Consider the following 16384-nt stretch of genomic DNA (forward strand, 5'->3'; position numbering starts at 1 on the left):
CTTAATCTAGAGGGTGTTAATAATGAATCGTACTAAACTTGTACTGGGCGCGGTAATTCTGGCTTCTACTATGCTGGCTGGTTGTTCAAGCAATGCTAAAATCGATCAACTGTCTTCTGACGTTCAGACTCTGAACGCTAAAGTTGACCAACTGAGCAACGACGTGAACGCAATCCGTTCTGACGTTCAAGCAGCTAAAGACGATGCAGCACGTGCTAACCAACGTCTTGACAACCAAGCTCACGCTTACAAGAAGTAATATTACTTCCTGAATGAAAAATGGCGCACATTGTGCGCCATTTTTTTATCTTGCTGAAACCCGTTTCTGATTGTGACCTTCCCTGCTTACCTCTTTCCTAACGCCCTGGTTATCATCAACTCATTTCACAATACGGGTGCACGATAAACTTTGCCACAGCAAACCGACGGCTGCCATGGCAAAGGGGCGTGTAAGACTGAGAACTTAGTTCGCAGCTGAATAAACCGGACCTGGCTGAACCAACTTAGGAATCACTTGCTCCGTAGGTTGCTGCTCTTCGTTCTGTGGTTGTGCCTGTTGCTCGCCCTGAGGCGCTACAGCAACCGGAGCCTGCTCAGTGGCAGTCTCACCTACAGTGACAATAACGGGCATGCCAGCACGGCGTACAATCGCTTCCTGAACCACTTGTGCATCAGTCTGGCTGTCGTTGATAAACTTTTGCAGGCTGCTACTAATAGCGATTGGCATGGTTTGCGGATCATCACTGTCTACACGAGACAACGGCTGATGAACTTCCACATAACGCTTACCATCTGGTTCGACGGAATATTTAACCGGCTCATTGATGATTTGCACGCGAGTACCTTTAGGTACGGATTTGAACAGCGCTTCAATGTCATCCGGGCGTAAACGGATACAGCCGGAGCTGACACGCATACCAATACCAAAGTTCGCGTTGGTGCCGTGGATCAGGTATTCACCTTTCCCCGCAGACAAACGCATGGCAAACAGACCCATAGGGTTTTCCGGGCCAGCCGGAACCACTGATGGCAAAGTAATGCCTTCCGCCAAATAGTTCTTACGGATATTTGCCGTAGGTGTCCAGGTTGGGTTCGGGATCTTCTGGCTGACTGAGGTTGTCATCATTGGGGTATTACGCCCTAACTGGCCGATACCGATGGGGTACACCACAACTTTGTTTTGACCTTTAGGGTAATAATAAAGGCGCAGTTCAGCCAGGTTGATGACGATACCTTCACGTGGGGTATCCGGCAGCAACATCTGGGTCGGGATAGTGAGCACTGAACCCGGTAATGGCAAATACGGGTCAGCACCTGGGTTTGCTTCCAGCATCCCCAACAAACCGATTTTATAATCGGCAGCAATAGCCTCCAGCGGACGGCCATCATTTGGAACAGTATAAGTAGTATTTTCACCAATCAGACGACTATTGGCTGGCGGCAGAGGATACTCGGTCGCATTGGCAGCGGTGATACTTCCCGCGAGACAAGTTGCGAATAACATACCAATCAAAGTTAATGCACGTTTCATGCTTAGTTCCTACATCACTTCTTAAAATTCGATTTACACGGCTATACCCAATAAATTTCAAATTGCAGGAAAGCGGCAAGCGAGTGACAACTTGGTTGTAAACCATGTTGAACAGCGCCACAGGGTGAGGCTCATAATCCCGATGAACTTAAACAAGTAAGTGATTCGGGGGAACGAAAGCAGCCAACGCACCAGCAGTTTGAAAGATGATGGATATATCTACGTTAATTTTAGCAGCCAATTATAAGGCCACCATATAGTAACAGCCCATATTATAAAGGCAATTTATATCTCTAAAAATCAAGGTGTTACAATGTAATTTATTATGCTTTTTCTAGCATGGGGGCCGATTTAAGCTGCTGAAATATCACCATTTTAATACTGTGACGCGCGGCGCAAAATGCACACAGCGCGAAGAATAAAGCACAAAATGTTGGCGTAGATCAGCAAAGGTTGAGGGCAACAGCCTGAGTTCGAATGGCGCGGATCATGGCTTCAAGACCTTGGGAACGCGAAGGTGTTAAGTGCTGACTGAGGGCTAAATCGGCAAAAAAGGGCCGAACATCTAACTCAATTATCTGCTGTGGCGTCAAACCTTGATACAGGATGAACACCACCGCGACCAAACCTTTGACGATAGCGGCATCACTATCACCGGCAAAAACCACATGTCCCGCCTCAGAGCGAGTCATGGCAATCCACACCTGACTTTGGCAGCCAGAAATAAGATTCTCTGGTTGGCGCTGCTGCTCAGTTAAGGGCGGCAACTGCGCACCTAATTCGATCACATACAGGTATTTTTCTTCCCAATTTAAACAGCGGGAAAAATTACGAATCAATTTATCTCTATCTGGCAAACCAGCCATAACATGCTTCCTACTGTAAAAATAAAAGCCGACTACTTGTTATGATAATCGGCTTTCGGGGGCACTGTCGCGAGCTGTCTGCTCTCAGCCCAGCAATTTTTCGATGCGCTGCAACCCAACCACCAGCCGATCGACTTCCTCGCGGGTATTATACAGCGCCAGCGACGCCCGGCACATACTTGGCACCTGGTAGAATGCCATCAGCGGCATGGCGCAATGATGCCCGGTACGAATCGCAATACCGTATTGATCCAGGAAACTGCCGACATCATAAGCATGATGCTGACCCAGATTGAACGCGATAACCCCAGCCCGGTTTACCGGGCCATACAGTGTCAGGCTCTTAATCTGGCTCAGTTGTTCCAATGCATACTGCATCAGTGTTTGCTCATATTGCTGGATCTCGGCAAGCCCCAACTGATTCACATAACTGATTGCAGCCCCCAGCCCCATAATACCGGCAGTATTTGGCGATCCCGCTTCAAAACGCCATGGCGCATCAGCAAAGGAGGTGCCCTGCGTCAGGCTGACAGTTTTGATCATCGAACCGCCCCCTTCCCATGGCGGCATTTTTTGTAGCCATTCACTTTTGCCGTACAAAATACCGATGCCCGATGGGCCGTACAGTTTATGTCCAGAGAAAACATAAAAATCGCAGCCCAAATCCTGAACATCGACCGGCTGATGCATCACCGCCTGCGCGCCATCCACCAGCACCACCAAGCCCGCGGCTTTAGCTTGCACCACGATGTCTTTGATGGGATTCACTGTCCCCAGCACATTGGAAACCTGGGTGATTGCCAGCAGTTTGGTGGTGCCGTCAATCAAACCCGCCAACGCGGTTAATTCAAGTTCACCGGTCGCCGTCAGCGGCCAAACACGGATGTCAAGGCCAATATCTTTTGCCAGCATCTGCCACGGCACAATATTGGCGTGATGCTCCATTTCGGTAATGATAATGCTGTCACCGGCTTGCAGAAAATGGCGGCCATAACTGTTCGCCACCAAATTGATGGCTTCAGTGGTGCCTTTGACAAAAACAATCTCTTCAACAGACGCGGCATGAATAAAGTCCGCGACCTGTTGACGTACCGCTTCCATTTGTCCGGTAGCTTCGGCACTCAGGGTGTGAATTCCCCGATGAACCGCCGCATAATCCGCACGATAGAAGTTAAGTTCCCGGTCAATAACCACTTGTGGTTTCTGCGCGCTGGCGGCGCTGTCCAGATAGGCCAACGGCTGGCCGTTAACCTCACGGCCAAGCAGGGGGAAATCAGCTCTTATCCGCTCAATAGGAAAACTCATAGCGACTCCCCAGCCAAGCGTTCCGCAATTCGCGCCAAAACCACTTTGCGAATGGCTTCGTGATGAATGGCTTCGGTCAATTCGGCGGCAAAAGCAAAAATAATCATTTGCTGCGCATCGGCTTGATTGATACCGCGTGATTGCAGATAAAACAGCTGTTCTGCATCAATGCGCCCGACGGTAGCCCCGTGGCTGCATTTCACATCATCGGCATAAATTTCCAACTGTGGTTTGGTATCCACCTCAGCTAACTTACTGAGCAGCAAGTTATTATTGGTCATCTGGCCGTCAGTTTTTATTGCATGCTGAGCGACTTTTATCATGCCATTAAAGACAGCTTTGCCCCGCTCGCGCACTATGATTTTGTGAAGCTGGCGGCTGTCACAGTAGCCTTTGTTATGTTCCAGATAAGTGCGGGTGTCACAAATTTCGCGCCCTATAGGAAGCAGTAAGCTATTCATCGACAAACTGGCACCCTCGCCATTTAACTGGGCGCTGGTGTTATGGCGGGTCAGCCCCGCGCCGAGCAAGAAGCTATAACTTTTTGCTCGCGCATCACGGCTTAACACTAAGTCGTTATGGGCAAAATGGGTGCTTTGAGGCGCTTCGAACGCCAGTTTGCAATGGTTCAACTCGGCATTTTCACCCACCGAGACAGTCAGCCGAGCACCGGTAAAATGCGGCTGTTCATTAAGACTGACAAAATGCTCAATGACCTCGGCCTGTGCGCCCGCTTCAATCGCCAGATGGTGACGGTAATGGCTGGTATTCACCACCTCAGCGCTATTGCCGGAACTGATATGCAGCAGATACAGCGGTTTATCACTGTGTTGCCCAGCAGGCAAGCGGATGTGCAAGTTTTCCTGTGCCAGGCTTTCGGTCAGATGCAAAAAGACTTCTGACTGAATAGCCGCTGGAAACTGAGTATTTTCAGTTAGATACGCCAGTTGATACGGGCCACATTCACTGTCACTCAATTCTGGGGCATATCGTCCATCAATGAAAACCAAACGATGGGCATCTTGCAACAATGACAAATTATCGCGCTGAGCCGCCGTCACTTTCACCACCTTAGCAAAGCCGAAGCTATGGGCGAATAAATGCTCCAGCGGTGTGTATTTCCAATCTTCATGCTTGATGCTGGGGAAGCCCAATGCCAGCACCTGTTGCCAATGTGCCGTCGCTTCAGCGCCCTGACCATTTTGGTGCTGCTTAACCTTTTGACTCTGTTCAAATAGCTGGCCAAAATTCGCTAAGGCATTGCTACGCTGCTCTGCAAGAATGCGTTGTTGTTTTGGTATATTACTGTTTGGAATATTACTGTTGGTCGGTAAGCCAGCCATAGCCTTGCTCCTCCAACTGTTTCACCAGCGTGAAATCACCAGATTTAATGATTCGCCCCTGATACAACACATGGACAAAGTCAGGTTTGACGTAATCGAGGATGCGCTGATAGTGAGTCACAATAATAAAGGCGCGATTTTCATTGCGCAGCGAGTTCACCCCGTTGGCGACAATTTTCAGCGCATCAATATCCAGACCGGAGTCAGTTTCATCCAGAATGCATAAAGAGGGTTCCAGCGCCGCCATCTGCAAGATATCGTTGCGTTTTTTCTCACCGCCCGAGAAGCCCACATTCACTGAACGGGTCAGCAAATCTGCCGGCATTTTGAGCAACTCAATTTTCTCTTCAATGAAATCAGCAAAATCAAAACGATCCAGCGGTTCCTGTTGACGGTATTTACGCACCGCATTGACGGCGGTTTGCAGGAAGAAATGGTTACTGACCCCCGGAATTTCTACCGGATACTGGAAGGCCAGAAAGACGCCCTCACCCGCACGATCTTCCGGGGCCAGCTCCAGCAAATCCTTACCCTTGAAAGTCACACTGCCTTCAGTGACCTCATATTCTTCTCGCCCGGCCAGCGCCGCTGACAAAGTACTTTTCCCTGAGCCGTTTGGCCCCATAATGGCATGCACTTCACCGGGTTTGATCTCCAGATCCAAACCTTTAAGGATCTCGTTACCTTCGACACTGACTTTTAAGTTCTTGATACTTAACATAGGTTTCCTTGGTGCGCAGGCGCGCAAAACTCTGCAAATACTTATTCAGCTCAGACTTAACCCACACTGTGTTCCAAGCTGATAGCCAACAATTTCTGTGCTTCGACGGCAAACTCCAGCGGCAATTCGGAGAACACGTCCTTACAGAAGCCGTTAACAATCATTGAGATGGCATCATCTTCACTGATGCCGCGCTGCAAACAATAAAACAGTTGGTCATCGCCAATTTTGGAGGTTGTCGCTTCGTGCTCCAATTGCGCCGTGTTATTGCGCACTTCCACATAAGGGAAAGTATGCGCGCCGGAATCAGGGCCAATCAGCATCGAGTCACATTGAGTGAAATTACGCGCGTTATCCGCACCCGGCAGGATTTTCACCAACCCACGATAGGTATTTTGGCTGTGTCCGGCGGAGATCCCTTTGGCAATAATGGTTGATTTGGTGTTTTTGCCAATGTGGATCATCTTAGTGCCGGTATCCGCCTGCTGATGGCCATTGGTCAGTGCGACGGAGAAAAACTCACCAATGGAGTTATCGCCCTGCAAAATCACACTGGGGTATTTCCAGGTAATCGCCGAGCCGGTCTCAGATTGGGTCCACGACATTTTGGAGCCTTCACCTTCACACAACGCCCGTTTGGTCACAAAGTTGAGAATACCGCCGGTGCTGTCAGCCCCGGCAAACCAGTTCTGCACGGTCGAGTATTTCACTTCGGCATTTTTATGCAAAATGACTTCAACCACCGCCGCATGCAACTGATAACTATCACGAACTGGCGCAGAGCACCCCTCGATATAACTGACATAACTGTCTTCGTCAGCAATCAGAATGGTGCGCTCAAATTGACCGGTTTTGGCGGCATTAATGCGGAAATAGGTCGATAACTCCATCGGGCAGCGCACCCCTTTTGGCACATAAACAAAAGTGCCATCAGAAGCCACTGCGGCATTAAGCGCGGCAAAAAAGTTATCTTTCGCTGGCACCACTGAGCCAAGATACTTACGCACTAGATCCGGGTATTCCTGAATAGCTTCACCAAATGAGCAGAAAATAATGCCTTGTTCGGCCAGTTTCCCTCGATAAGTGGTTGCCACCGAAACCGAGTCAAAAATGGCGTCAACCGCCACTTCAGCCCCTTCCCGCACCGGCACCCCTAGTTGGGCAAAGGCAGATTCGACCTCGGCGGTGAGATACTCATTCATCGTGTGCGCGGCTGAATCATCGGCTGATGACTGCTGCAGGGCACCGGGCTGCGAATCACAGTTATCATCACAGCTGCCGCAGGATGGCGCGGAATAATAGCTATAATCCTGATAATCCAGGCTTTTATACTGTGCTTTCAGCCAGTGCGGCTCTTCCATTTCCAGCCAACTTCGATAAGCCCCGAGGCGAAACTCCAGCATCCAGTCCGGCTCGTTACGCTTTGCAGAAATGGCGCGAATAACATCCTCATTGAGGCCTTTCGCCAGCTCATCGGTTGCGAGCTGTGTAAAAAAACCTTCTTTGTAGCGACCATCGCTGACCCAAGCCTGCACTTCATCTGGAACTTCTACATTGCTTCGTGTCATTTCGTTTACATCGCTCAAACGCCAAAACTCTCGCCACACCCGCAGGCATGCTGAGCTTTAGGATTATTAAATTTAAAAATCTGATTCAGCCCTTCGCGGACGTAATCCACCACCGTGCCATCAATAAAAGGCATCGCTTTCAGTGGCACGTAAAGTCTGGCACCGCTCTGTTCGAACACCAGCGCGTCATTGGCCGGCTCCTTGGTCATATCCATCACATACGCAAATCCGGCACAACCGGATTGCTTAACCCCAAGCTGTAACCCTTTGATTTCAGGGTCCTGCTGCATGAGCCGGATAATTTGCGCCGCTGCGCTATCGGTTATCGTCACACCTTGCCAAACATTATCATCGAGTGAGAATGTCCCGACGGATTCCTGTTGCATATGCCCTACCTCATCTCTCTTAATAATTAGCTGGCTGATTATGGGGAAATCAACACAGATTATTGACAATGGTAGTGATAATAATTATCACTTCAACCGTTTGTTTTGCAGGGATATTAAGAAAAGTGCCGTTTAGACCTCAAATGAGGCGGCAACGAACAAGCATGCTGCGATGGCCGAAGAAGTCTGGATAAATAAGTGCACTTTTATCGCCATGAAATAAAACAATAATTATCACAGCAATGTTCAAATCCCTTGTTATTTCAGAGGCTAATCGTGGTTAACCCCTGTGTTTTTAAACATTCATAAAAAATACCTATTTCTCCATTAACTTTAGCTGAAAACTCTCTCAGGGGGAACCTATCAGAGAGATTCGCCGCATTTATCGAGTAAACAAAATTGTCAGGAGATGAATACCAGGCTGAGGCGATAGGAATTGATGTCGCTCTGGCCCAGAGCGACATATAGACTTGTATTTATAAGGGTTATTTCGTGGGGGATAGCACCGCGGTGGTTAAACGGGAGGTACAGCACAGATTGTTTTGTTCATCAAAAACTTCAATCTGCCAAACCTGATGGCTGCGGCCAACATGAATAGCACGACAACAGCCGCGTACTTTCCCAGACCGGGCCGCTTTGAGATGATTGGCATTGATTTCCAACCCCACGACTTGTTGCCCTTCAGTGGTACATAAATACCCCGCCATCGACCCCAATGACTCCGCCAACACCACTGACGCCCCGCCGTGCAGCAGCCCAAAAGGTTGAGTTGTCCGATGATCTACCGGCATAGTGGCTTCCAATTCGTCATCGCCCAGCCGGGTTATTTCAATACCCAAGTGGGCGACCATACAATCAGCGCCAATTTTGTTCAGTTCAGCTAGCGTCGTTTTGCGTTTCCACAACATTAAATTATCTCCAATTAAACCAACTCTAGCAGCGCCTGCAATGGGTGCCGCAAGCCATTGCCTTCAATGCGTTTAACCTGGCTGCGGCAAGAATAACCGGTGGCTAAACAACGTTTACCCGGCAGTTTTTGCAAAGCCTGCTGCCAGGATAATGCATAAATGCCTAATGAATTATCGATATTTTTTGCTTCATGACCATAGGTTCCCGCCATGCCGCAACAACCGACACTGACGTTTTCCAGTTTGGCACCATAGCGGGAGAATATCGAGGCCCAATGCTGACTGCTGGCTGGCAGCGCCGTGGTTTCGGTGCAATGACCGAACAGATACCAAGATTCGCCGCTTATTGGCTGTTCGGGTTGCTCCTTCAACGCCACCTGTAGCCACTCATGCACCAACTGCACGCTAAATTCACCACGGGAATCACCCAAAATCTCTTTATATTCATCGCGATAACAAAGCACCAAAGCCGGGTCAACCCCCACCATTGGCATACCCAATAGCGCAATGCGATTAAGAAAATCAGCTGTTTTCCGAGCTGTTTTGGCAAAGCGTTGCAGGAACCCTTTGATATGCTGCGCTTTACCATTCGGCGAGAATGGCAGTAACACTGGATTAAAACCGAGTTTCTCCACCAGCCGAACAAAATCGGCGACAACCTGCGCATCGTAATAACTGGTAAACGGGTCTTGCACGATCAAAACATGCTGGCGGCGCTCAGCCGCGGGTAGCTTCTCAAGCTGTTCCAGTGTCATGGTGCTGGCGTAATGACCGGACAATGACTGCTTCAAGGTTGGGCTGGACAACAGCGGCAAATCCACCATGCCGATGCTTTTGCGGCTTAACGCGCCCACCCAAGGTTGCTTGAGAAAGAAGTTAAACACTTTCGGCGCTTTCGCCATCAGCGGGGCATAGTCTTCCACTCCCGCCACCACATAATCACGCAGGGGCCGGTGGTAGCGGGTGTGATACAACTGGAGGAAGCGGGAGCGGAAGCCCGGCACATCAATTTTTATCGGGCATTGTGTCGAGCAAGCTTTACACGCCAAACACCCCGACATCGCCTCTTTAACTTCATGAGAGAAATCATAGTCACCCTTGCTGGCATGCCAGGTATTACGCGTCTTTTCAATCAGCCCGCGCAAGCTGGGCCGCTGGCTTGCCAGCCCTTGCTCCAGTGCCACTGGGTCAACCCCTTGCTCGGATAACAGCCGTAGCCATTCCCGCACCAGAGTTGCCCGCCCTTTCGGCGAATGAATCCGGTCACCGGTGATTTTCATTGACGGACACATAGGGCTGCGGACATCAAAGTTAAAGCAAAGCCCGTTACCATTGCACTCCATCGCGCCACGGAATGAAGTTCTGACCGCCAGTGGAATGCGCCGGTCCAGAGTGCCGCGTTTGTCGGGCGTGTCCACTTTCATCATCGGCGCATCGCTGGCCAATGGTGAACAAATTTTCCCCGGATTCAGGCGGTTATCGGGATCAAATACGGATTTTATCTGCCGCAATTCATGATAAAGCACCTCACCGAAGAACGCTGGGCTGTACTCTGCGCGGAAGCCCTTACCATGCTCCCCCCACAACAAGCCGCCATAGCGCGCCGTCAGCTGCACCACTTGATCAGATATCTGCTTCATCAGCATTTCTTGTTGCGGGTCGCACATATCCAGTGCCGGACGAACATGCAACACGCCAGCATCCACATGACCAAACATGCCGTAAGTCAGATTGTGGCTATCCAACAATTGGCGGAATTCAACAATATAATCAGCTAAATGTTGGGGTGGTACACAGGTATCTTCGGCGAACGGGATCGGCTTGGCCTGCCCTTTACTGTTGCCGAGCAGCCCCACCGCCTTTTTGCGCATACCATAAATGCGCTCAATCCCGGCTAATTCACTGCAAATCTGATAGCCAATCACCCCGCCTTCATGGGCCGCCATCAAATCATCCAAACGTTGGCAAAGTGCCTCCATTTGCATGTCAATCAGTGGCTTATCATCACCGGCGAACTCAACAATATTCAGCCCCAGCATCTCTTGATCAGGGACATCCGTAATCAATTCTTTAACCGAGTGCCAGACAATATCCTCTTTCGCCAGATTGAGGACTTTGGAGTCCAGGGTTTCCACTGACAGCGCTTTGGCTTCCACCATAAAAGGGGCATTGCGCAGCGCGGAATCAAAAGAGTCATATTTCACATTCACCAAACGGCGAACTTTCGGCAAAGGTGTAATGTCCAGCGTTGCTTCGGCAATAAAGGCCAGCGTGCCTTCAGAGCCGGTTAGAATCCGCGTTAAATCAAACGTTTGCAGGTCGTCACTGAACACATGGCGTAAATCATAGCCGGTCAGGAAGCGGTTTAATTTAGGGAATTTTTCCAGAATCAGCGCACGTTGGTCACGGCAGCGATTCAGCACGGTATGGTAAATACGGCCGGTGACCGAATCTTCCTGGGCAATTGTTTCTGCCAGCGACGTCGCCATCGCGCGGGTGTCCAGCATCTCACCACCCAGCAAAATGGCGCGCAAACCCAGCACATGGTCAGACGTTTTGCCATAGACCAATGAACCCTGACCAGAGGCGTCGGTGTTAATCATTCCGCCCAAAGTGGCGCGATTACTGGTAGATAATTCCGGTGAAAAGAAATAGCCGAACGGCCGCAGGTATTGATTAAGCTGGTCTTTAATCACGCCCGCTTCAACCCGTACCCAGCCTTGCTCGACATTGATCTCCAGAATGCGGTTCATATGGCGCGACATATCCACCACAATACCGGTGTTCAATGCCTGGCCATTGGTTCCCGTTCCGCCACCGCGTGGGGTGAAGACCAACGATTTGAAATTATCCTGCCCCGCCAGGCGGCCAATCAGTGCCACATCCGCAGTCGAGCGCGGGAATATAACGGCATCAGGCAGTAATTGATAAATACTGTTGTCCGTCGCCATGGTCAGGCGATCGGCATAATTAGTGACAGTATCGCCGGTGAATCCGTGTTGCTTCAAAGCGTCCAAAAAATCCAGCACCAACTGAATAACACCCGGTGCTTGAGAAATCTGTGGGATCATTAGTGCGACCCTATCTATATGTGTCATTGTTTTAAGGATTATTCCACAGGAAGATTATCTGTTCGCAATCACCTTTGTCGAACGATTTATATCAATTCAGAATGATGCGAAAGTGATGACTATCAACCAGGGTCAAATACCGTCATAAACTATTAAGTATCAAAATTTTATATTGCACAAATAATAGTCAAGAGACGGTAAAAACGCGCTCCTTCGATACTTTTTCTGTCATCGGATTTACATTATGCCGAGGACATTGCTTTTTTTTTTGATAAAAATACAGCAGTAAAACTCAAGCGGTCTGTTAAAAACGGGGGAAATACACCATGATTACAGCTGAGACTTAATGAGATTGGTACAAACCCCTCATTAGAACAAAATTTAATGAGTATATAGAAAACAGTGCAATGGCCACCTTGCCATGAATGATGAAGTGAGAACCCACTGATGAATGACCCGCAACTACGTCGTTTCGATTTACCTAAACTGATGTTTGGGGTGATATTCATTATGATAATGATTATCGCCAGTTTTTGGGTGGTGCAGCCTTTTATTATGGGCTTTGCCTGGGCTGGCATGGTGGTTATTGCCACCTGGCCGCTGCTGATCCGGCTGCAAAATCTGCTTTGGGGCAAACGCTGGTTGGCCGCGATTATTATGACCATCCTGTTGGTTTTACTGTTTGTTATCCCGATTGCATTACTGGTCAGTAGCCTGGTGGAAAACAGTGGCCCGCTGATCCAGTGGGCATCTAGCCCATCCAATTTAAAAATGCCCGATGTCACCTGGTTAAAATCAGTCCCTATGGTGGGTAACAAGCTGTATAGCGGCTGGCATACATTGATTGCCGGTGGCGGGAATGTCCTTATCGCCAAAGTTCAGCCTTATGTTGGTGCCGCCGCAACCTGGTTGGTGGCACAAGCCGCTCATATCGGCTACTTCTTGATTCATCTGGCGCTGATGGTGCTGTTCAGTATTTTGCTCTATTTCCATGGGGAACAAGTGGGCTTGGGCATTCGCCATTTCGCCGTGCGGGCGGCAGATAAACGCGGTGATGCCGTGGTGGTACTGGCGGCGAAAGCCATTCGCGCTGTTGCATTAGGTGTTGTGGTCACTGCGCTGGTGCAAGCGGTGTTGGGCGGAATTGGTCTCGCCATTGCCGGGATTCAATACGCGACGCTGTTTACCGTCTTAATGTTTATTTGTTGTGTCGCGCAACTTGGACCACTGCTAATCCTGATCCCCGCCGTCATCTGGCTGTACTGGACGGGTGATTCGACCTGGGGCACCATATTACTGGTGTGGAGCTGTATTGTCGGGACCATGGATAACGTCTTACGGCCTTATCTGATCCGCATGGAAGCTGATATGCCGATGATATTAATTCTGTCCGGCGTTATTGGTGGCTTGCTGTCATTCGGCATGATTGGGTTGTTTATCGGCCCGGTGGTATTGGCTATTTCTTACCGATTGACGTCGGCTTGGGTCAGTGAAGCACCGGAACCCGAAGAGAGCCTCACCGAAGTCGCCAAACATTTAGAAGAGCTTTAAAATTTATACCCTAAATAATTCGAGTTGCAGGAAGGCGGCCAGCGAGTACACCCCGATGAGCTTACCCAAGTAAGTGATTCGGGTGAGAGAGAGCAGCGAACGCACATGCGGCTTGAAGTATGACGGGTAATAGGGTTTGGCGGTTATGCTGCCTAACCCCTATTACCCAGCAATTTAGACTATTATTAATAAACAATGGGGCCTTTAATATTCATATTTATATTCCTCACAACGAATTCTATTTTTGATTAAAAAAGATGGTTAAATAAAGTCATTAAATAAGGTCATCATTAATAACAAGACGAAATCACTTTTATAGTAAATATATGTTTAATTAATTTTATTCAGATGATTCTTAATGACTAACTCTCGGAATTTATTTATTATTCTCAATGTTTCCCCTGAGATATTTAAATAAATCATTTCATAATGACTTATTTAAATATCTGTAATCGAATACACTTATTGCTGTGTGTAGTCTTTGCCTGTCACCTAAGACAGGCTTTTTTTTTGCTATTTATTTCTAATGTAAAACTACAAATAACATTCAAATCCGCAGCCATCGCTGCGGATAATGAAAATACTCTTTACGGGTATTGATCAATGCGCCGGTTTATCAATGATGAGTGGCTTGCGCCAGACTTAACCAGGTTTGCACCACGGTATCTGGGTTAAGAGACAAACTGTCGATTCCTTGCTCCATCAACCATAACGCAAAGTCTTCATGGTCTGACGGCCCCTGTCCGCAAATCCCGACATATTTACCCTGCCGCTTAGCCGCCTGAATCGCCATGGATAACAGGGCTTTTACCGCCTCATTGCGCTCATCAAACAATTCAGACACCACACCAGAGTCCCTGTCCAGCCCCAAAGTTAACTGAGTCATATCGTTGGAACCTATAGAGAAACCATCGAAATGTTCAAGGAACTGATCAGCTAATAAAGCATTAGATGGAATTTCACACATCATAATGATCTTCAAGCCATTTTCGCCACGTTTAAGCCCTTGTCGGGCCAGTTCTTCCACCACCGCTTTTGCTTGATCTACCGTGCGTACAAAAGGCACCATTATCTCAACGTTGGTCAATTTCATCTCATTGCGCACGCGCTTAACCGCCTCACATTCGAGTGCGAAACAATCACGGAAACTGTCTGCGATATAACGCCCGGCACCCCGGAAGCCCAACATCGGGTTTTCCTCATGGGGTTCATATTTTTCGCCCCCGACCAAATTGGCATACTCGTTAGATTTAAAATCTGACAAGCGCACAATCACTCGTTTGGGTGAAAATGCTGCCCCCAATGTAGCAATCCCTTGAGTCAGACGATCAACATAAAACTCAACCGGACTGTCATAACCGTTCATCAGCGCCTTAATTTCAGCCTGAATTTCCGCTGACTGTAGATCAAACTCCAGCAGCGCTTTCGGATGCACGCCAATCATGCGGTTAATGATAAATTCTAACCGCGCCAGCCCGACCCCCTCATTTGGCAAGCGGGCAAAATCGAAAGCCCGGTCCGGGTTGCCCACATTCATCATAATTTTCAATGGTAAATCAGGTAATTCAGTGACTTGTGAGCTTTGAATAGAGAAGTCGAGCAACTCATGATAAACATAGCCGGTATCCCCCTCAGCGCAGGAAACCGTCACATTCTGCCCTTCTTTCAACAAATCCGTGGCATTACCGCAACCCACTACCGCAGGGATCCCCAACTCACGGGCAATAATGGCCGCATGGCAGGTTCGCCCGCCACGGTTAGTGACAATGGCTGATGCCTTTTTCATGATGGGTTCCCAATCAGGGTCAGTCATGTCTGTTACCAGAACATCACCAGCCTGAATTCTATCCATCTCGCTGATATCATGAATGACCTTAACCGGCCCCGCGCCAATCCGATGCCCGATAGCGCGGCCCTCCACCAGTACATTGCTTTGCGTATTTAACTGGTAGCGCTCCATGACCTGCTGATTGGAACGCACCGTTTCCGGACGCGCTTGCACGATAAACAGCTGGCCGGTATGGCCATCTTTCGCCCACTCGATATCCATCGGGCGGCCATAATGCTCTTCAATCAGTAATGCCTGATGGGCCAGTGCTTCCACCTCGTCATCACTGAGAGCGAAACGATTGCGTTGCGCTTCTGGCACATCTTCAATTTGGACTTGTTTGCCGTGGTTTTGGTTTTCGGTATAGACCATGCGAATCTTTTTCGACCCCATATTACGGCGCAAAATCGCGGGATTGCCGTCACGTAATGTGGGTTTATGGACATAAAACTCATCAGGGTTGACCGCGCCCTGCACCACCATTTCCCCCAAACCATGGGCGGCGGTGATAAAGACCACTTGATCAAAACCTGATTCAGTATCAATGGTAAACATCACGCCAGAGGAGGCGAGATCTGAGCGCACCATCCGCTGCACCCCCGCCGACAGTGCCACGCCGCGATGGTCATAGCCCTGATGCACGCGATAAGAAATGGCCCGGTCATTGAACAGTGAGGCAAAGACATGCTTGATAGCAATCATCACGGCATCGATACCCTGCACATTCAGGAAAGTTTCCTGCTGCCCGGCAAAAGAGGCATCCGGCATATCTTCCGCAGTGGCTGACGAGCGCACGGCAAAGGAAGCATTCGGGTCATCCGCTAACTGCTTATACGCATCGTGAATAGATTGTTCGAATTCAGGATGGAACGGCGTATCAATCACCCATTGACGGATCTGCGCGCCGGCTTTAGCTAACGCCGCGATATCATCAACATTGGTTTTATCCAACAATTGATAAATACGGTTGTTAACGCCGCTTTGCTCCAGAAAGTCGTTAAAAGCCTGAGCTGTGGTAGCAAAACCATTGGGCACCGAGACACCCAGTTCTGAAAGATGGGTTATCATTTCACCCAGAGAAGCATTTTTGCCCCCCACTCTTTCAACATCATGCATGCCAAGCTGGTTGTACCAAAGCACATTACACGGGGTTAGGCCATTGTTGGACATCGAAACAATCCTTTTACAGGTCATTAATTATGGGACGATCAGTAGGGTACGTTTCAGACTAGCACAATCATCCATACCTCATGGACAGGTGAATCGATCAACCCAACAAGAAAAACTATTTTCAGGCTATTCTGAC

Annotated in this window: 12 protein-coding genes and 1 other RNA gene; 3 read left to right on the forward strand and 10 right to left on the reverse strand. The window is 49.0% G+C overall.

The window, feature by feature from the left end; translation table 11 throughout:
- Positions 1–22: 22 nt before the first annotated feature.
- A complete protein-coding gene (locus FTA91_RS04415) occupies positions 23–259 on the forward strand; it encodes a major outer membrane lipoprotein (protein WP_005165631.1) in 237 nt (78 codons plus the stop codon).
- Between the two features lie 204 nt (positions 260–463).
- Here the strand turns inward: FTA91_RS04415 and FTA91_RS04420 are convergent, their stop codons facing one another.
- The 9 genes from FTA91_RS04420 to ydiJ all read right to left on the reverse strand — a co-directional run bounded on the left by FTA91_RS04420 (position 464) and on the right by ydiJ (position 11699).
- Complete coding sequence (locus FTA91_RS04420; RefSeq protein ID WP_050115332.1) at positions 464–1531, reverse strand: L,D-transpeptidase family protein; 1068 nt, start codon at positions 1529–1531, stop codon at positions 464–466.
- 443 nt (positions 1532–1974) lie between these two features.
- Positions 1975–2397, reverse strand: a complete 423-nt coding sequence (gene sufE / locus FTA91_RS04425) for a cysteine desulfuration protein SufE (RefSeq protein WP_050115331.1) — start codon at positions 2395–2397, stop codon at positions 1975–1977.
- An 84-nt stretch (positions 2398–2481) separates the two neighbouring features.
- Positions 2482–3702 (reverse strand): cysteine desulfurase SufS, encoded by a 1221-nt coding sequence (gene sufS, locus FTA91_RS04430; RefSeq protein ID WP_050115329.1) that lies wholly within the window; start codon positions 3700–3702, stop codon positions 2482–2484.
- Positions 3699–5045 (reverse strand): Fe-S cluster assembly protein SufD, encoded by a 1347-nt coding sequence (sufD, locus tag FTA91_RS04435; protein WP_050115327.1) that lies wholly within the window; start codon positions 5043–5045, stop codon positions 3699–3701. The genes sufS and sufD overlap by 4 nt, the downstream gene beginning before the upstream one ends.
- Positions 5020–5766 carry a Fe-S cluster assembly ATPase SufC gene (gene sufC / locus FTA91_RS04440; protein WP_050115324.1) on the reverse strand — a complete coding sequence of 249 codons (747 nt, stop codon included), beginning with the start codon at positions 5764–5766 and terminating at the stop codon, positions 5020–5022. Before sufC ends, sufD begins: the two co-directional genes overlap by 26 nt.
- A gap of 56 nt (positions 5767–5822) precedes the next feature.
- Entirely contained in the window at positions 5823–7334 is a 1512-nt protein-coding gene (sufB, locus tag FTA91_RS04445; protein ID WP_050115322.1) for a Fe-S cluster assembly protein SufB, read from the reverse strand.
- Between the two features lie 14 nt (positions 7335–7348).
- Entirely contained in the window at positions 7349–7720 is a 372-nt protein-coding gene (gene sufA / locus FTA91_RS04450; protein WP_145582989.1) for a Fe-S cluster assembly scaffold SufA, read from the reverse strand.
- Positions 7721–8205: 485 nt separating this feature from the next.
- Positions 8206–8628, reverse strand: a complete 423-nt coding sequence (locus tag FTA91_RS04460; RefSeq protein ID WP_050115318.1) for a hotdog fold thioesterase — start codon at positions 8626–8628, stop codon at positions 8206–8208.
- Positions 8629–8642: 14 nt separating this feature from the next.
- A complete protein-coding gene (gene ydiJ / locus FTA91_RS04465; protein ID WP_145534442.1) occupies positions 8643–11699 on the reverse strand; it encodes a D-2-hydroxyglutarate dehydrogenase YdiJ in 3057 nt (1018 codons plus the stop codon).
- Positions 11700–12146: 447 nt separating this feature from the next.
- Between ydiJ and ydiK the strand changes: the two genes are divergently transcribed.
- Complete coding sequence (gene ydiK / locus FTA91_RS04470) at positions 12147–13250, forward strand: AI-2E family transporter YdiK (RefSeq protein ID WP_050115314.1); 1104 nt, start codon at positions 12147–12149, stop codon at positions 13248–13250.
- 404 nt (positions 13251–13654) lie between these two features.
- An RNA gene (gene rprA / locus FTA91_RS04475) (antisense sRNA RprA) lies at positions 13655–13763 on the forward strand.
- Between the two features lie 103 nt (positions 13764–13866).
- Here rprA and ppsA read toward each other — a convergent pair.
- Positions 13867–16248 carry a phosphoenolpyruvate synthase gene (gene ppsA / locus FTA91_RS04480; protein WP_050115312.1) on the reverse strand — a complete coding sequence of 794 codons (2382 nt, stop codon included), beginning with the start codon at positions 16246–16248 and terminating at the stop codon, positions 13867–13869.
- Positions 16249–16384: the final 136 nt, after the last annotated feature.

It is taken from the genome of Yersinia thracica (assembly GCF_902170565.1).
Taxonomy (GTDB): Bacteria; Pseudomonadota; Gammaproteobacteria; order Enterobacterales; family Enterobacteriaceae; genus Yersinia; species Yersinia thracica.